General features: G+C 68.9%; 15 protein-coding genes. All 15 read right to left on the bottom strand.

What is annotated here, in order from left to right; genetic code table 11:
- Positions 1 to 2 precede the first annotated feature (2 nt).
- Positions 3 to 1,223, bottom strand: a complete 1,221-nt coding sequence (gene ftsA / locus ACLFQI_RS04825) for a cell division protein FtsA (protein ID WP_410757743.1) — start codon at positions 1,221 to 1,223, stop codon at positions 3 to 5.
- A gap of 24 nt (positions 1,224 to 1,247) precedes the next feature.
- A complete protein-coding gene (locus ACLFQI_RS04830; RefSeq protein WP_410757744.1) occupies positions 1,248 to 1,997 on the bottom strand; it encodes a cell division protein FtsQ/DivIB in 750 nt (249 codons plus the stop codon).
- Positions 1,990 to 2,961 (bottom strand): D-alanine--D-alanine ligase, encoded by a 972-nt coding sequence (locus tag ACLFQI_RS04835; protein ID WP_410757745.1) that lies wholly within the window; start codon positions 2,959 to 2,961, stop codon positions 1,990 to 1,992. The genes ACLFQI_RS04830 and ACLFQI_RS04835 overlap by 8 nt, the downstream gene beginning before the upstream one ends.
- The gene (gene murB / locus ACLFQI_RS04840; protein WP_410757746.1) at positions 2,958 to 3,923 is read right to left on the bottom strand and encodes a UDP-N-acetylmuramate dehydrogenase; all 966 of its coding nucleotides are present in this window, start codon (positions 3,921 to 3,923) and stop codon (positions 2,958 to 2,960) included. Before murB ends, ACLFQI_RS04835 begins: the two co-directional genes overlap by 4 nt.
- An 8-nt stretch (positions 3,924 to 3,931) precedes the next feature.
- Positions 3,932 to 5,365 (bottom strand): UDP-N-acetylmuramate--L-alanine ligase, encoded by a 1,434-nt coding sequence (gene murC / locus ACLFQI_RS04845; RefSeq protein ID WP_410757747.1) that lies wholly within the window; start codon positions 5,363 to 5,365, stop codon positions 3,932 to 3,934.
- Positions 5,362 to 6,438, bottom strand: a complete 1,077-nt coding sequence (murG, locus tag ACLFQI_RS04850) for an undecaprenyldiphospho-muramoylpentapeptide beta-N-acetylglucosaminyltransferase (RefSeq protein ID WP_410757748.1) — start codon at positions 6,436 to 6,438, stop codon at positions 5,362 to 5,364. Before murG ends, murC begins: the two co-directional genes overlap by 4 nt.
- Positions 6,423 to 7,694 carry a putative lipid II flippase FtsW gene (gene ftsW, locus ACLFQI_RS04855; RefSeq protein ID WP_410757749.1) on the bottom strand — a complete coding sequence of 424 codons (1,272 nt, stop codon included), beginning with the start codon at positions 7,692 to 7,694 and terminating at the stop codon, positions 6,423 to 6,425. The genes murG and ftsW overlap by 16 nt, the downstream gene beginning before the upstream one ends.
- Positions 7,691 to 9,127, bottom strand: coding sequence for a UDP-N-acetylmuramoyl-L-alanine--D-glutamate ligase (gene murD / locus ACLFQI_RS04860; protein WP_410757750.1), 1,437 nt, complete (start codon positions 9,125 to 9,127; stop codon positions 7,691 to 7,693). The genes ftsW and murD overlap by 4 nt, the downstream gene beginning before the upstream one ends.
- The gene (gene mraY, locus ACLFQI_RS04865) at positions 9,127 to 10,209 is read right to left on the bottom strand and encodes a phospho-N-acetylmuramoyl-pentapeptide-transferase (RefSeq protein ID WP_410757751.1); all 1,083 of its coding nucleotides are present in this window, start codon (positions 10,207 to 10,209) and stop codon (positions 9,127 to 9,129) included. Before mraY ends, murD begins: the two co-directional genes overlap by 1 nt.
- A 4-nt stretch (positions 10,210 to 10,213) precedes the next feature.
- On the bottom strand, positions 10,214 to 11,632 hold the full coding sequence (locus ACLFQI_RS04870) for a UDP-N-acetylmuramoyl-tripeptide--D-alanyl-D-alanine ligase (protein ID WP_410757752.1): 1,419 nt from the start codon (positions 11,630 to 11,632) through the stop codon (positions 10,214 to 10,216).
- Complete coding sequence (locus ACLFQI_RS04875; RefSeq protein WP_410757753.1) at positions 11,629 to 13,416, bottom strand: peptidoglycan D,D-transpeptidase FtsI family protein; 1,788 nt, start codon at positions 13,414 to 13,416, stop codon at positions 11,629 to 11,631. The genes ACLFQI_RS04870 and ACLFQI_RS04875 overlap by 4 nt, the downstream gene beginning before the upstream one ends.
- A complete protein-coding gene (gene ftsL / locus ACLFQI_RS04880) occupies positions 13,403 to 13,747 on the bottom strand; it encodes a cell division protein FtsL (RefSeq protein WP_410757754.1) in 345 nt (114 codons plus the stop codon). Before ftsL ends, ACLFQI_RS04875 begins: the two co-directional genes overlap by 14 nt.
- Positions 13,744 to 14,676: a 16S rRNA (cytosine(1402)-N(4))-methyltransferase RsmH gene (rsmH, locus tag ACLFQI_RS04885; RefSeq protein WP_410757755.1), complete on the bottom strand. Its 933-nt coding sequence runs from the start codon at positions 14,674 to 14,676 to the stop codon at positions 13,744 to 13,746. Before rsmH ends, ftsL begins: the two co-directional genes overlap by 4 nt.
- A 46-nt stretch (positions 14,677 to 14,722) precedes the next feature.
- Positions 14,723 to 15,175: a division/cell wall cluster transcriptional repressor MraZ gene (gene mraZ / locus ACLFQI_RS04890; RefSeq protein WP_410757756.1), complete on the bottom strand. Its 453-nt coding sequence runs from the start codon at positions 15,173 to 15,175 to the stop codon at positions 14,723 to 14,725.
- Between the two features lie 422 nt (positions 15,176 to 15,597).
- On the bottom strand, positions 15,598 to 16,137 hold the full coding sequence (locus ACLFQI_RS04895; protein ID WP_410757757.1) for a CIA30 family protein: 540 nt from the start codon (positions 16,135 to 16,137) through the stop codon (positions 15,598 to 15,600).
- Positions 16,138 to 16,298 lie beyond the last annotated feature (161 nt).

The raw sequence follows: 16,298 nt of genomic DNA on the forward strand, positions 1-16,298 counted from the left end.
TATTAAAAAGGACCGCTGAGCCAGTTGCGCAGGCGCCCCCAAACGCCCGTGCTCTGCGGGTCGGCCACCCCCGCGAAACGGTGCTGCTTGGCATAGATGAGCAGCCCGACGCCGGCGGCGTAGACCGGGTCGGCGATGCTGTCCTCCAGGCCCGTGACCGACTGCGGCAGTCCAAGACGCACCGGCATGTGGAAAACCTCCTCGGCCAGCTCCGCGAGGCCCTCCATCTTCGCGCTGCCGCCGGTGAGGACGACGCCGCCGGCGAGCAATTCCTCGAAACCGCTGCGCCTGAGTTCGCCCTGGAGCAGATTCAGCAGCTCCTCGTAGCGCGGCTCGATGACCTCGGCGAGGGTCTGGCGCGAGAGATGCCGCGGCGGCCGTTCACCGATGCTCGGCACCTCGAGGGTCTCTTGCCCGCCCTTCGACGAGAGCGCGCAGCCGTGCTCGATCTTGATCGCCTCGGCGTGCTGGGTCGGCGTGCGCAGGGCGACGGCGATATCGTTGGTGACCTGATCGCCGGCGATCGGGATCACCGCGATGTGACGGATGGCGCCATCGGTGAACACCGCCAGATCGGTGGTGCCGCCGCCGATGTCGACCAGGCAGACCCCCAGCTCCTTCTCGTCCTCCTTGAGCACTGCGAGCGAGGAGCTGAGCTGGCCGATGACCAGATTATCGACCTCGAGCCCGCAGCGGCGAATGCACTTGACGACGTTCTGGGCCGCGCTGACCGCCCCGGTGACCATGTGCACGCGCGCCTCCAGGCGCACGCCACACATACCGATGGCCTCGCGGATGCCATCCTGGTCGTCGATGATGAACTCCTGCGGCAGGATGTGCAGGATCTTCTGATCGGCCGGGATGGCCACGGCGCGCGCCGCGTCGATGACGCGGTCGACATCGCTCTGGCTGACCTCGTGGTCCTTGATCGCGGTGACCCCGTCGCTGTTGCGGCTCCGGACATGGCTGCCGCCGATGCCGGCGTGCACCGAATGGATCTCGCAGCCGGCCATCAGCTCGGCCTCCTCCACCGCGCGCTGGATCGATTGCACCGTGGACTCGATGTCGACCACCACGCCCTTCTTCAGCCCGTGCGAGGGATGGGTGCCGACGCCGATCACCTCGATGGTGTCGTCGGCCTTGATCTCGCCGACCAAGGCGGCCACCTTCGAGGTACCGATGTCGAGTCCGACCACCAGGTTCTTTTCACTGCGTCTTGCCATGCAGTTGCGCTCCGAATAAGAGAGTCAGTGGGCCACGATGCGCTTGGAGCCGCCATCGCGGCTGCCGGCCGGCAGCCAGCGCACGGCGAGGCCATTGCTGTAGCGCAGGTCGAGCCGCGTCGGGATGCCAATCGCCTCGACCTGCGCGTATGCCGCGATCAGTCGCTCCAGGCGGCGTTCGACATCATCGGTGCCGAGCAGCACCTCGGTGCCGCCGAGGAGTTCGAGCGACCAGTCGCCGCGCGCGTCGCGGTGAACCCCATCGACGATCAGCCCCAGCGCGAGCAAGCGCGAGCCCCAGTCGTGAAAGCGTGCCACGACCTCTGGCGCATGTGCATCGTCGGCAGCGCCAAGGCGGGCGAGTCCAGCCGGCAACCGACCGTCGTTCGGGCGAAACACGACCCCGCGCTCGGTCACTAGGCCGTTATCGTTCCAGCGCGCGATGGCGGTGTGCTCGCGCACATGCAGCTGGATGCGATCGGGCCAGAGACGGCGCGCGCTGGCGCGCTCGACCCAGGGCAGGCGCTGCACGCGCGTGCGCAGGGCCGCCAGATCTTGCGTCAGGATACCGCCGCTGATCTCGGCGCTGATGGTCCGTTGCAAGTCCTCGCGCGAGAGCCCGTGCATCTCGCCCTCGATGCTGATCGCGCGCACCGGCAACAGCACCGGCTCCCACTGGAGCGCGATCCAGCCGCCGACGCCGAGCGCGCCGCTCAGCAACAGCGCGCTCAGCAGGCGTGTGAGCAGGGTCAGGCGGGTGGTGATCTCAGCCATGGCCGGCGGTCTCCCGCAGACTGGTGGCGAGGATGCGCGCGCAGAGGCTGTCGAAATCGATGCCGACCGCGCGCGCGGCCATCGGGACCAGGCTGTGATCGGTCATGCCGGGGATGGTGTTGACCTCCAGCAAGCATGGTTTGCCGTGGCGATCGAGCATGAAGTCGACACGCCCCCAACCGCTCGCGCCGACGGCTTGGAAGGCACGCAGGCAGAGCGCTTGGTACTCGGCCTCGATGGTTTCCGAGAGCCCGCAGGGACACAGATAGGAGGTGCTGTCGGCCTGATACTTGGCATCGAAATCGTAGAAGCTGTGCGGGGTCTCCAGCCGGATCAGGGGCAGCGCCTGGTCGCCGAGGATCGCGCAGGTGTACTCGGCGCCGCTGAGCCAGCGCTCGGCGAGCACGACGGCGTCGAGCTTGGCTGCCTCGCGCCAGGCATGGAGGAGTTCATCGCGATTGTCGACCCGCGCCATGCCGAGGCTGGAGCCCTCGTGCGCGGGCTTGATCATCAGCGGAAAGCCCAACCCGGCGGCGGAGGCGAGATCGGCCTGGTCGAGGATCAGCGCGAACTCGGCGGTCGGCAGCCCGGCGCCGCGCCAGAGCTGCTTGCTGCGGGACTTGTCCATTGCCAGCGCCGAACCGATCACGCCGGAGCCGGTGTAGGGCAATCCCAGGGTCTCGAGCGCGCCTTGCATCTGGCCGTCCTCGCCGCCGCGACCATGCAGGATGAGGAAGGCGCGTTCGAAGCGCGCGGGACTCAGTGCCTCGAACAAGCGCCCCCCCGCCAGCTCGGCCGGGTCGATGGGCGTCACCTCGATGCCGAGCCGTTGCAGTGCCGCCAACACCGCCGCGCCGCTCTTGAGCGAGATCGGCCGCTCCGCCGAATGGCCGCCCAGGATCAGGGCGACCCGGCCGTAGCGCGTCGGGTCGAGATCAAGGGCAGTGGGAAGCCGGGTCTTCATGAGAACGTCCCCAAGCGGCGCACCTCGGGCTGGAGGCGGACGCCGCTATGATCTTCAACCCTGTCCTGGACCAGTGCGATCAGGTTCGCAATCTCGCTGGCGGTGGCTGTTCCCAGGTTGATGATGAAATTGGCATGCTTGGGCGAGACCTCGGCGCCACCGAGACGGCGGCCCTTGAGGCCGGCGGCCTCGATCAGTCGCGCGGCGTGATCCCCGGGCGGGTTGCGAAACACCGAGCCGCAGCTCGGCAGGCCGATCGGTTGCGTGGCCGCCCGCCGCTCCAGCAAGGCGCGGATGCGGGCTTGCGCAGCCGCGGTATCGCCGCGCGCGAGGAGCAGATCGGCGTCGAGGAACCATTCGCCCTCCGGCCCCGTCACCTGGCGATAGCCGGCGCTAAATGCAGCGCGCTCGCGGATGCGGATCTGGCCCTGGCGATCGATGGTGCGTACGCGCTTGACCAACGGCCAGGTCTCGCCGCCCCAGGCGCCGGCGTTCATGGCCAGGGCGCCGCCCATGGTGCCGGGGATCCCGGCCAGGAACTCGGCGCCGACCAGGCCCTGGCGGCTGGCGAAGCGGGCGAGCTTGGCGCAGCTGGCGCCGGCCTCGACCCGCAGCGTGGCTGCGGCGGCCTCGCCGGCGCAGCGCTGGCTGCCGGAACCCTCGCTGCCGGAGCACGGGGTGATGGCGTTCAAGCAGCCCTGGGGATGGATCACGGTGCCGGGGAAACCGGCATCGCTGATCAGCAGATTGCTGCCGAGCCCGAGCCAGAACAGGGGTTCATCGGCATCGAGCCCGGCCAGGAAGCACGCGAGATCCTGTTGATCGGCCGGCCGATAGAGCCGCTTGGCCGGGCCGCCGACGCGCCAACTGGTGTAGCGCCCGAGCGGCTCGTTCAGGAGCAGGGTTCCGCGCGGACGGCCGGCGCCCATGCCCGCACTCCGACCAGCGGTGGTGGTTGGCATCCCGGCGTTCATGGTTGCGCCTCCCCGAACAGGCTCGGCAGACGCGCCACGAGCTGGCCGATGTCGCCGGCGCCGGAGATCAAGAGCAGATCGCCGGGTTCGAGCAGGCGTTCGAGCAGGGCCGGAACCTCGTTCGGCCCCTGGGCGAACACCGGCTCGACCCGCCCCCGCGAGCGCACCGCCCGACTCAGGCTGCGCCCGTCGGCACCGGCGATCGGCGCCTCGCCGGCCGGGTAGACCTCGCACAGTACCAGCCGATCGACCTCGGAGAGCACCTGCGCGAAGTCCTCGAACCGCTCCTGGGTGCGCGAGTAGCGATGCGGCTGAAAGACCAGCACCAGGCGCTGGCCGGGCCAGCCGCCGCGCGCGGCCTCGATGGTCGCCGCCAGTTCGCGCGGATGATGCCCATAATCGTCGATCAGCGTGACCGCGCGCCCATCCGGCAATCGGCAATCGCTGACCGCGAACCGCCGCCCGATGCCGGCGAAGGTGCTCAGCGCCTGCTGGATCGCGGCCTCCTCGATGCCGAGTTCGAGCGCGATCGCGATCGCCGCGAGCGCGTTCAGGACGTTGTGGCGACCGGGCAGGTTGAGCGCGACCGGGAACGGTGCCTCGGCGTCCGCGTGGCGAACCTCGAAATGCATCCTCGATCCCTGTTGGCGGAGGTTGAATGCGCGCACATCGGCCTCCGCCAGGGTGCCATAGGTGCGCACCGGGCGCGAGATAGACGGCATCAACGCCGCGACCTCGGGATCATCGACGCAGAGCACCGCCAGCCCATAGAAGGGCAGGTGATGGATGAACTCCTTGAACGTGCTGCGCAGCCGGTCGAAGTCGTTATCGTAGGTGCCCATGTGATCGGCATCGATGTTGGTCACCACCGCCAGCATCGGCTGCAGATAGAGGAAGGAGGCGTCGCTCTCGTCGGCCTCGGCGATCAGATATTTGCTGCTGCCCAGGCGCGCATTGGCCCCGGCGCTGTTGAGCAGGCCGCCGATGACGAAGGTTGGGTCGAGGTTGGCCTCGGCCAGCACGCTCGCGATGAGGCTGGTGGTGGTGGTCTTGCCATGGGTGCCGGCGACGGCGACGCCATAGTGGAAGCGCATCAGCTCGGCGAGCATCTCGGCGCGGCGCACCACCGGGATGCGCGCGGCGCGCGCGGCCTGGATCTCGGGGTTGCGCTCGTCGATCGCGGTCGAGACGACGACGGCATCGACCTCTTGTACCTGCTCGGCGCGATGACCGATGAAGCAGTGCACGCCGAGTCCGCCGAGCCGGCGCAACACCTCGCTCTCGCGCTGATCGGAGCCTTGCACCTCATAGCCGAGGTTCGTCATCAGCTCGGCGATGCCGCTCATGCCGGCACCGCCGATGCCGATGAAGTGCAGACGGCGCATGCGGCCCATGTTGGCGGCGCTGTGGATGCGATGGGCGGCGTTCATCGCGCCAGCTCCAAGCACGCGTCGGCGATGCGCTCGGCGGCATCCGGACGTGCCTTCGCGCGCGCCGCCTCGGCCATACGCAGCCGGCGCGCGGGATCGGCGAGTAGTTCCCGCAGCAGGCCCGTCAAGCGCGCGACGCTCATCTCGCGTTGCAACAGCAGTTCGGCGGCGCCGGCCTCGCTGAGCCAGCGCGCGTTGCCGACCTGATGATCATCGACCGCGTGCGGATAGGGCACCAGGATGGCCGGCAGGCCGGCCGCCGCGAGTTCGGCGACGGTGAGCGCGCCGCTGCGGCAGACCACCAGATCGGCCCAGGCATAGGCCGCCGCCATGTCGGCGATGAAGGCGCTGATCTCGGCCTCGATGCCGGCCTCGGCGTAGGCCTGGCGGGCCAGGGCCAGGGTGCGCTCGCCGGCCTGGTGGCGCACACTCGGGCGCAACGCGGGCGGCAACTCCGCCAACGCGCGCGCCAGCGTCTCGTTCAGCGCTTGCGCGCCGAGCGAGCCGCCGAGCACCAGCAGCCGCGCGCGGCCGTCGCGCCCAGCCAAGCGCTCGCCGGGCGCTGGCAGCGCGGCGATCTCGGCCCGCACCGGGTTGCCGGTGGCGATCGCGCGGCGCGCGGGCGGGAAGCTGCCGGGAAAGGCCTCGAACACCCGATCGGCTGCGCGCGCCAGCCATTGATTGGTCATCCCCGGCACGCTGTTCTGCTCCTGGATCAGCAATGGCCGCCGTTGCAGCCGCGCCATGATCCCGCCCGGCCCGGAGACGAAACCGCCCAGGCCGAGCACGGCGTGCGGATCGCGCCGCTTGAGAATCCGCCCGGCCTCGCGCAGCGCCAGACCGAGCCGCAACGGCGCGGCGAGCCGGGCGCGCAGTCCCTTGCCGCGGATGCCGGTGATCGCGAGCCAGTCGATCGCGAAACCCCGCGCCGGCACCAAGCGCGCCTCGATGCCGGCCTGGGTGCCGAGCCAGCACACCTCGGCCCCGCGCGCGCGCAGCACCTCGGCGACGGCAAGCGCCGGAAACACATGGCCGCCGGTTCCCCCGGCCATGATGACTATGCGCGGCGCCATCGGAGTCTCCCAGGCCTGCGCATGCTGCGACCGACACCGGCCGCCGGCAGCGGTGCGCCTTCCTTGCGGCGTAATTCAAAATCGATGCGCAACAGCAGCGCGGCGATCATCACCGAGACGATCAGCGCATTGCTGCCATAGCTGACGAACGGCAGCGGCAGGCCCTTGGTCGGCAACAGACCGGTATTGACCCCGACACTGATGAACGCCTGCATGCCGAGCACCAGCCCCAGGCCATGCGCGGTATAGGCCGAGAAAAAGGCCCCCAGGGCATGGGCGCGCGCGCCGATCGCGAAGGCGCGCCAGGTGATGAACGCAAAGGTCAGGATGATCGCGAGGACGCCGAGCATGCCGAGTTCCTCGCCGATGACCGCGAGCAGGAAGTCGGTATGCGCCTCGGGCAGATAGAACTGTTTCTGGATCCCGTTGCCCAGCCCGACGCCGAGCCATTCCCCGCGCCCCATCGCGATCAGCGCGTGGCTGAGCTGATAGCCGGTATTGAACGGATCGTCAAAAGGTTTGAGGAACGAGGTCACCCGTTCGAGGCGATAAGGCTCGATCCAGATCAGCAGCGCCATGCCCGAGGCAACGGTGCTGAATAGCAGCGCGAATGGCCAGAGCGCGGCGCCACCGAGCAGCAGCAGCGCCATCACCGTGGCGAGCAGGACCACCGTGGTGCCGAAGTCGGGTTGCACCATGATCAGGCTCGCGGCGAGGCCGGTCAGGACCATGGGCCGCGCGAAGCCAATGATGGAGGCGCTGACCTCGAACTGGCGGCGCACCAGATAACCCGAGACATAGATCACCGACGCGAACTTGATCAGCTCCGAGGGTTGCAGACTGAAGCCGCCGAGCGCGATCCAGCGCGTGGCGCCGTTGACGGTGCGGCCGATGCCCGGAACCAGAACGAGCAACAGCAGGGCGCAGACGAAGAGCATGAGCCAGATGCCGGAGCGTTCCCAGACCTGCATCGGGATCGCGAAACAGGCCAGACCGCAGAGCAAGGCAAGGCCGAGGGCGATGCCATGGCGCACGACGAAGAAGAGCGGATCGGCATAGTCGCGCGCGCCGATCGGCAGCGAGGCCGAGGCGACCATGACGAAACCCAACCCCAGCAGACCGAGCACGCAGACCAGCAACGGCGCGTCGATGGGCGGGTCGATCGGGTCGCGACGGCGCGGCCGCCCGCGCCTGGGGGTGGCGCCAGGGCGGGCGACCGGCGCGCGGGGGGCGGTGGGGCGGCGGGCCGTGCTCATGCGCCCAACTCCGCGACAGCGGCGACGAAGGCGCGGCCGCGCTGCTGATAATCGTCGAATTGATCGAAGCTCGCGCACGCGGGCGATAACAGCACGCTATCGCCGGGTTCGGCGAGCCGGTCGGCCAGGCGTACCGCTTCGGTCATGTTCGCCGCGCGCTCCAATGGCACGGTGTCGCGCAGCGCCTGCTCGAGCAGCGGCGCGTCGCGGCCGATCAGCACCACGGCGCGCGCGCAGCGGCGCACCACCGGCGCCAGCGGCGAGAAGTCGGCGCCCTTGCCATCGCCGCCGGCGATGAGCACGGCGCGAGCGGGTCCGGTGGCAGCGGTGCCGGGGTTGTTACTGGTGCCGTTACCGGCGCCATCGGGCGCGGTCGCGGCGGCGCCGGTCCCATCGCCTGGGCTGAGATCGGCGACGACGCCAGCCAGCGCGGCAACGGTGGCGCCGGGATTGGTGCCCTTGGAATCGTTGATCCAGCGGATCCCCCGGCGCTCGGCGACCAGCTCGCCGCGATGTGGCAGGCCATGGAAAGCGCGCAGTACCTCGCAGCCGATCTCGGGCTCCACGCCGGCGCTCTCCGCGAGCGCGAGCGCGGCCAGGGCATTGGCCAGATTGTGGCGACCGGGGACCGGCAGCGCGGCGACGGGCATCAATGGCCGCGTGCCGCGCGCGATCCAGGGCGCGCGCGCGTGCATCGAGACCCCATAGTCGGCCTCGCCCGAGGGCGCCGAGAGCGAGAAGCCGATGTGCTCGGGAACCCCCTTGGCGAGTGCGGCGGCCACCGCGTCGTCGCGATTGACGATAGCACGCTCGGCATGCGCGAAGATGCGCGCCTTGGCGGCGCCATAGTCGGCCAGGCTCGCGTAGCGATCCAGATGATCGGCGGAGAGATTCAGCACCGTCGCGGCCCGGACCCGGAGCGAAGCAGTGGTTTCGAGCTGGAAGCTCGAGAGTTCGAGGACGTACCAGTCGGCATTGCTGGCGAGGAGGTCGAGCGCCGGCACGCCCAGGTTGGCGCCGACGGCGACGTTCAACCCGGCTTGGCGCAGCATCTCCCCCACCAGGGTGGTCACCGTGCTCTTGCCGTTGGAACCGGTGATGGCGATCACCGGTGCCGTCACCACGCGGGCGAATAGCTCGATATCGCCGATGATCGGGAGGCCTTGCGCCGCCGCGGCCGCGAGCGCGGGCGTCCCGAGCGGGACGCCGGGGCTGACCACGATCTCGTCGGCGGTTTGCAGGATTGCCCCATCGAAGCCACCGAGCAGGGCCGCGACATCGGGCAGCTCCGCTTGCAGTTGCGCCAATCCCGGCGGTGACGCGCGCGAATCCAGCACCGCCACCTCGTGCCCCTGCGCATGCAGCCAGCGCGCGCAGGAGAGGCCGGTCTTGCCCAGCCCGAGGACCGCCACCTTGCGCGCGCGCTGCGTCATCATCGGATCTTGAGGCTCGCCAAGCCGATCAGGACCAACACCACGGTGACGATCCAGAAGCGCACGATGACGCGCGGCTCCGGCCAGCCCTTGAGTTCATAGTGGTGGTGCAGCGGCGCCATGCGGAAGATGCGCTTGCCGGTCAGCTTGTAGGAACCGACTTGCAGCATCACCGACAGGGTCTCGAGCACGAAGATGCCGCCCATGATGAACAGCACGATCTCCTGCTTCGCGACCACGGCGACGGCGCCCAAGGCGGCGCCGAGCGCCAGCGCGCCGACATCGCCCATGAAGACCTGGGCCGGATAGGTATTGAACCAGAGGAAGCCGAGCCCGGCGCCGGCGAGCGCGCCGCAGAAGATCACCACCTCGCCGACATTGGGCACATAGGGGATCTTCAGGTAGCTCGCGATCTCGATGTTGCCCGCCGCGTAGACCATGATGCCGAGGCCGCCGGCGACCATCACCGAGGGCAGCACGGCGAGGCCGTCGAGACCGTCGGTCAGGTTCACCGCGTTGCTCGAACCGACGATCACCAGGTAGGCGAAGAGCACGAAGACCGGTCCGAGCTGAAAGCTGACATCCTTCAGATAGGGCACCAGCAGCGCGGTCTCGCCGGCGGTGGTCGCGCTGAGATAGAGATACAGGGCGGCGGCCAGGCCGGCGACGGTCTGCCAGAAGTATTTCCAGCGCGCCGGCAGGCCTTTCGGATCGCGCAGCACCAGCTTGCGGTAATCGTCGAGCAGGCCGATGGCGCCGAACGCGAGCGTGGTCAACAGCACCACCCAGACGAAGCGATTGTGCAGATCCGCCCACAGCAAGGTGCTGACCGCGATCCCCACCAGGATCAGGGTGCCGCCCATGGTCGGCGTGCCGGCCTTGGAGAAGTGGGTTTCGGGGCCGTCGTCGCGCACGGTCTGGCCGACCTTGTACAGGCTCAGCCAGCGGATCAGCGGTCGTCCGATCAGCAGCGAGATGGCGAGCGCGGTCAAGCCGCCGAGGATGGCGCGCAGGGTCAGATAGCGAAAGACGCTAAAGCCGCTATGGTACTGGCTGAGCCAGTCGGTCAGGAGCAGGAGCATGGCGTCAGCGAAGCTCCGTGTCGGCGCACAGGGCATCGGCGACGCGATCCATCGCCGCGCGGCGCGAGCCCTTGATCAACAGCGCATCCGCCGGGCCGGTCTCGGCGTTCAGCGTCTCGATCAAGGCGCGTTGATCGTCGAAATGCCGCGCGCCCTCGCCAAAGCCCGCGACCGCCTGCCGGCTCAGCGTACCCACCGCGTAGAGCGCGCTGACGCCGGCCGCGCGGGCCGCGACGCCCATCTCGCGGTGCGCCTCGGCGCTGTCCGCGCCCAGCTCGCCGAAATCGCCGAGCACCAACAGATGGCGTCCGCCGCTCGCGCGAGGCAACGCGGTGAGCACGTCCACCGCCGCCGCCAGCGAGTCTGGGTTGGCGTTATAGCTGTCGTCGATGAGCTTGGCGCCGGTCAGGGTGCGGCGCGGCTGCAGGCGGCGCGCAACGGGATGCAGGCGCTCGAGGCCGACGCGGATCGCCTCCGGCTCGATGCCCAGGGCCGTCGCGCCGGCGATCGCCGCCAAGGCGTTGCGGACATTGTGCGAGCCGGCCAGCGGCAGCGCGATCTCGAGATCGCGGCCATTGATCGTCGCGCGAAAGCGACTGCGGAAGCCGTCGGCATCCCAGGTCTGGGCGATGGCCTGCTCGTCGGCATGCACCTGGGCGCTCGGGCCGGTGCCGAAGGTCAGCGTCGGGCGTCCCGCGGCGAGCTGGTGCCAGAGCGGCGTCCAGGGCACGTCGGCCATGAAGACGAAGGTGCCTTCGGCGGGCAGGCCGCGCGCGATCTCGCCCTTGGCGTGGGCGACGCCCTCGACACTGCCGAAGCCTTCGAGATGAGCGCGACCGGCATTGGTGATCAGCGCCACATCGGGACGCGCGATCTCGGTGAGGGTGGCGATCTCACCATGATGATTGGCGCCCATCTCCAGGATCAGGAACTGCTCGTCGCGCGCGGCGAGCAGGGTCAGCGGCATGCCGATGTCGTTGTTGAGATTCCCTGCGGTGGCGCGGGTGGGGCCGACGCCCGCCAGGATGGCGGCGAGCATCTCCTTGACCGTGGTCTTGCCGTTGCTGCCGGTGATGGCGATCACGCGTGACGCGATGCGATCCCGCCAGGCGGCGGCCAATCGCCCCAGCGCGCGTCGGCTGTCCGCGACGACCAGCTGCGGCAGCGGGCTGTCCACTGGCCGCTCGACCAGGGCGGCGACGGCGCCGTTGGCGGCGGCCTCGACGACATAGTCGTGGCCATCGAACCGTTCCCCGCGCAGGGCGATGAAGAGGCGCTCCCGGCAGTCGCCACGGCTGTCGGTGGTGACGCCGGCGAAGGGGCGATCGGCGCCGGCGAGGCGCGCGCCGATCGCTTGGGCCGCAGCGTCGAGTGTCCACAGGGGCCGCTCGCGCGTGGAGGCCGGGGCAGAGGCGGCTGTCATCGTTTGGCCTCCGGGGCCGAGGTCAGGATCAAAGGATGCTTGGGGTCGTCGGGCGCGACGTTGTACAGGCGGAGTGCCGCTGGCATCACGTTGGCGAAGATCGGCGCGGCGACAAAACCGCCGTAATAGTCCTCGCCGCTCGGCTCGTCGATCATCGCCACCATCACGAAGCGCGGATCGGTGACCGGCACCATGCCGACGAAGACGGACTGGTACTTGCCATCGACATAGCCGCTCGGGGTGGCCTTTTTCGCGGTGCCGGTCTTGCCCGCGACCCGATACCCCGGAATCGCCGCGCGCCTGGCGGTGCCGTCGCTGGAGACGACGGTTTCGAGCATCTCGCGCACGCTGCGCGCCGTCGCCGGCGTGAAGACCCGTTCGCCGGGCGGAGGACGGTCGCGCCGGAACAGGGTCAAGGGCCGCTTGAGGCCATCGGTGGCGATGGTCGCGTAGGCCTGGGCCAACTGGAGGGTGGTGACATTGAGCCCGTAGCCGAACGCCAGGGTTGCGTGCTCGAAGCTCGACCAGCCCGAGTCATGGGGCAGGTATCCGCTGCGTTCGCCGGGAAAGCCGACCTCGGTGGCGCTGCCAAAACCAAGGCGCCTATAGAGCTGCCAGAGCGCCGCCGGCTCCATCTGGCGGGCGATCTTGACCACGCCGACATTGCTGGATTTGGTCAGGATGCTGGTGGTATCCAGTTGCCCGAGGTCGCGATAATCGCGCACCCGGTTCCCGCCGACGCGCAGCACGCCGGGCGCGGTATCGATCTTGGTGTGCGGCTTGACGATGCCGCGCTCGAGCGCGGCGGCGATGACGAAGGGCTTGACCGTGGAGCCGGGCTCGAGAACATCGGTCAGCGCGCGGTTGCGTCGCGCCTCGGCGGATTCGCGCCGCGGTTGATTGGGATTGAACGAGGGCTGATTGACCAAGGCGAGGATCTCGCCGGTGCGCACGTCCAACAGCACGGCGGAGCCGCCGATGGCCTGGTACTCGTCGACCGCGCGTTTGAGTTCGCGGTAGGCCATGAACTGGAGGCGCTGGTCGATGCTGAGCACGACATCCTTGCCATGCACCGGCGCGCGCAATTGCTCGACCTCCTCGACGATGCGCCGATGCCCGTCCTGGATCACCCGGCGTTTGCCGGGCTTGGCCGCGAGCTGGTCGTTACGGATCAGCTCGATACCTTCCTGGCCCTGGTCGTCGATGCCGGTGAAGCCGATCACCTGGGCCAAGATCTCGCCGCCTGGATAGAAGCGGCGGTATTCGGTATCCATGCCGACGCCCGCGAGGCGGTAGGTCTCGATCACATCCTCGACCGCGCGCGCGCGATGCGGCTCGACCCGTCGCTGCAGGTACATATAGCGCCGGCCCTTGTCCGCGTATTGGGCAATCCTTGCGGCCAAGGCCTCCTCTGGCTCCTCGAGCGCGCGGGCCAAGTCCGCGAAGGCGTCGGCGCGCGCGATCAGGAGTTGCGGGTCGGCCCAGATGGTCGCCACCGAGGTGCTGATCGCCAACGGCTCGCCATTGCGGTCCATGATGATGCCGCGGCGGGCCGGGATCTCGCGGTCGCGCAGGAAGCGCTTGGCGCCTTCGTCCTGCAGGAACTGGGTTTCGATCACCTGACGATAGAAGGCGCTGGCGGTCACCGAGACGAAGGCCAGCCCCAGCGCCAGGCCGAGGGCTGCGCGGCGCTTGCCGAAACGCTCGGCAAGCCGGGCCGGCGGCGCCGTGGATCGGCGGGGATCGCCCTGCTGGAGGCCGGCCTTGAGATCAGCCCCGATCATTGCGCTCGACCTCGACGACGCGCAGCTCACCGGTCCGCGGCAGGTGCATCCGCAGCGACTGGCGGGCAGTGCGCTCGATGCGGGTTTGCGTGCCCATCGCGGCCTCCTCGATGCGCAGCCGGCCCCATTCGACGTCGAGCGCATCGCGCGCGGCGCGGACCGCTTGCAGATCGACGAATTCGATCCGGGTCAGATACTTGACATAAACCACCGCGGTTGCGGTGGCGACCACGGCAAGGCCGAGCAGGCCGACCCCGATGAGCGGCGCGAGAGATGGCGCCTGGGATCCGCCCCGATGCGTTCCCGGACGATGCATCCCCGGACGCGTCATGCCAGCCTCTCCGCGGCGCGCAGCACGGCACTGCGCGCGCGTGGATTGCGCTCGATCTCCGCCGCCGATGGTCGCACCGGCGCACCCAGACTGCGCAGGCGTCGGCGCAGCTCGGCGTCTCGCACCGGCACGCCCTTGGGGATGTTCGCGCCCTGCGCCTCGTCGCGGATGAAGCGTTTCACCAGCCGGTCCTCCAGCGAGTGGAAGCTGATCACGACCAGGCGACCGCCACTGGCGAGCAGGTCGCAGACGCCCGCGAGGCCGGCGCGCAACTCATCGAGTTCGGCATTGATCTGGATGCGGATGGCCTGAAAGCAGCGCGTCGCCGGGTGCTTGCCAGGCTCGCGCGTGGGCACCGCGCGCTCGATCAGGGTCGCGAGCTGGCCGGTCGTGGTGAGCGGCTGCTGGTGCCGCGCGGCGACGATGGCGCGGGCGACGCGGCGGGCGAAGCGCTCCTCGCCAAGCTCTTTCAGGACGCTGGCAATGGTTTGCTCGCTCGCGCTCGCCAGCCAGTCGGCGGCACTCTGGCCGCTGTTCGGGTCCATGCGCATGTCGAGCGGCGCATCGGCATGGAAGCTGAAGCCGCGGGCGGGTTGATCGAGTTGTGGCGAGGAGACGCCGAGGTCGAGCAGGATGCCGTTGATCCGCCCGCTCCAGCCGCGCGCCCGCGCCAGTTCGGGGAGTTGCGAGTAGCGCGCTTGCGCGATCTCGAAGCGCGGATCGTTGGCGGCAAGGGCGTGTCCGGCCGCGAGCGCCTGCGGGTCGCGGTCGACCGCGAGCAGTCGTCCGGCAGGCCCAAGCCGGGCCAGCAGCGCGCGCGCGTGACCGCCGCGACCGAAGGTGCCGTCGAGGTAGTAGCCATCTGTGCCGATTGCCAAGGCCTGCATGCTCTCTTCCACGAGAACCGGTACATGCTCATCCGCTGCCATCGACCGGCTCGCCTCCTCTGATATCTGTTGCTGTTCTCGTTCGCGTCTAGAACGAGAACGATGCTGTTTCGGGATTCTCGGCCAACCGCGTCAGATCGACCTCCTCGGCGGCCTTGATCGTCGCCTGCCACGCCGCCTCGTCCCAGAGTTCGAAGCGATTCACCATGCCGACCAGCGCCACGCGCTTCTCCAGGGCGGCGAACTCACGCTGCGCTGGCGTCAGCAGGACGCGTCCCTGGGCGTCCATGTCGACATCGTTCGCGTATCCGATCAGCAGCCGCTGCAGCGCCGTCGTCGCTTCGAGATGCGCGGGCATCGCGTTGAGCTTGCGCTCGAGTTCGGCAAAGCCGGGCTCTGGATAGATCAGCAGGCACCGCTGCGGATGGGCGGTGATGACCAGATGGGAGTCGCAGAGTTGCGTCAGCCGCTCGCGCTGACGCGCGGGAATGGCAAGACGCCCTTTCGTGTCCAGGCTCAGAAATTGTGTTCCCCGAAACACGGCCAGCCCTCGCTCGCCAGTCGGCCACTCCCCTAAACTCCACTTCGCCCCACTTTTCGCCAATCTTAAGAGGGCGGTTTCGACTGGTCAAGGTCAAAAATGGCGATTTTCGTTGTAAGACAATGGGATTACAGCAATTTTGAAAAAACTGCATGAAGAGACGATAAGTCAGTGTTTTCTGAGGGATAGCCTCGCTTATCGACGCCGGATGTCGGGGTCTTCGGCGCATGCTTGATCGCACGGAGACGCAGCGGTCGAAAGCCGCCAAGTCGAACGTCGACGAACGCATCATGCGTGCCTGGGCTAGCCTGGCCTGATGTGGGGAGAGCTTGAGCCGATGCGGGCGCCGGCAATGGGGCGTCTGAACCCGGCGCTTGGGCGAGCGCCGGTGACGCGGACGCGGACGCGGACGCGATAGGAGGTTAGTCGGCGTAGAACGCGATCTCGGCGATACAGACATCCGCCGCCATCGCCCGGCCGATGGCCACGATCCCTAGACGCTTCAGTTGGCTCGGATCAAGGGCGGCGTCCAGGCGGTAGGGCTCGAAGGCGGCAAAAGGTAGCCGCTGTTCACGCCAGTGCCTGTCGGTGGGGAAGGTCGCGCGGTAGGATTGCCAGGGTCGGGTCGTCGCTGGCGTCTTTAGATGGAGATTGTAATCGGCGCCATCGCCGCGCACGATGAGCCGGATGCCGTCGAAGGCGCTGGCATCGACCGGGCCGTGATCGGCGGACAGATCGAGGTGCATCTGCACGAAGCCGCCGTTGTTCTCCAGGCTCACGCGCCCGTCCAGGCACAGGGCCGAGCGCCCGTCGATCTCGCGCTTGGCCATCCGCGCCTCCGAGACCCCGCCCATGACGCGGTCGGTGGCCAGACGCCAGGTGGTTCCAAGCGCGGATTCCGGGCCGGGGTGACGGCAATCGTCGATCAGGCCGAGCGCGTCGGCGAGGACGGGGGTGGTCATGGCGAGGAGAAGGACGAGTACGGATTTCAACATAGCGGTACAGTGTGAACGCCTAGGCGATTGGGGTCCAGCGCCGTCTATCAAACGCAACCCGGACAACGCCGTCACCGAGGTCTTGGAGCCCCTGACCGACCTTGGCCTGACCGACCTTGGCCTGACCG

This window comes from Halochromatium sp., assembly GCF_046541315.1.
In the GTDB taxonomy this organism is placed as follows: domain Bacteria; phylum Pseudomonadota; class Gammaproteobacteria; order Chromatiales; family Chromatiaceae; genus Lamprobacter.

Bases quoted from the DNA above. Each gene is read 5' to 3' on its own strand.
- ftsA (WP_410757743.1), bottom strand. From the start codon at position 1,223: ATGGCAAGACGCAGTGAAAAGAACCTGGTGGTCGGACTCGACATCGGT.
- ACLFQI_RS04830 (WP_410757744.1), bottom strand. From the start codon at position 1,997: ATGGCTGAGATCACCACCCGCCTGACCCTGCTCACACGCCTGCTGAGC.
- ACLFQI_RS04835 (WP_410757745.1), bottom strand. From the start codon at position 2,961: ATGAAGACCCGGCTTCCCACTGCCCTTGATCTCGACCCGACGCGCTAC.
- murB (WP_410757746.1), bottom strand. From the start codon at position 3,923: ATGCCAACCACCACCGCTGGTCGGAGTGCGGGCATGGGCGCCGGCCGT.
- murC (WP_410757747.1), bottom strand. From the start codon at position 5,365: ATGAACGCCGCCCATCGCATCCACAGCGCCGCCAACATGGGCCGCATG.
- murG (WP_410757748.1), bottom strand. From the start codon at position 6,438: ATGGCGCCGCGCATAGTCATCATGGCCGGGGGAACCGGCGGCCATGTG.
- ftsW (WP_410757749.1), bottom strand. From the start codon at position 7,694: ATGAGCACGGCCCGCCGCCCCACCGCCCCCCGCGCGCCGGTCGCCCGC.
- murD (WP_410757750.1), bottom strand. From the start codon at position 9,127: ATGACGCAGCGCGCGCGCAAGGTGGCGGTCCTCGGGCTGGGCAAGACC.
- mraY (WP_410757751.1), bottom strand. From the start codon at position 10,209: ATGCTCCTGCTCCTGACCGACTGGCTCAGCCAGTACCATAGCGGCTTT.
- ACLFQI_RS04870 (WP_410757752.1), bottom strand. From the start codon at position 11,632: ATGACAGCCGCCTCTGCCCCGGCCTCCACGCGCGAGCGGCCCCTGTGG.
- ACLFQI_RS04875 (WP_410757753.1), bottom strand. From the start codon at position 13,416: ATGATCGGGGCTGATCTCAAGGCCGGCCTCCAGCAGGGCGATCCCCGC.
- ftsL (WP_410757754.1), bottom strand. From the start codon at position 13,747: ATGACGCGTCCGGGGATGCATCGTCCGGGAACGCATCGGGGCGGATCC.
- rsmH (WP_410757755.1), bottom strand. From the start codon at position 14,676: ATGGCAGCGGATGAGCATGTACCGGTTCTCGTGGAAGAGAGCATGCAG.
- ACLFQI_RS04895 (WP_410757757.1), bottom strand. From the start codon at position 16,137: ATGACCACCCCCGTCCTCGCCGACGCGCTCGGCCTGATCGACGATTGC.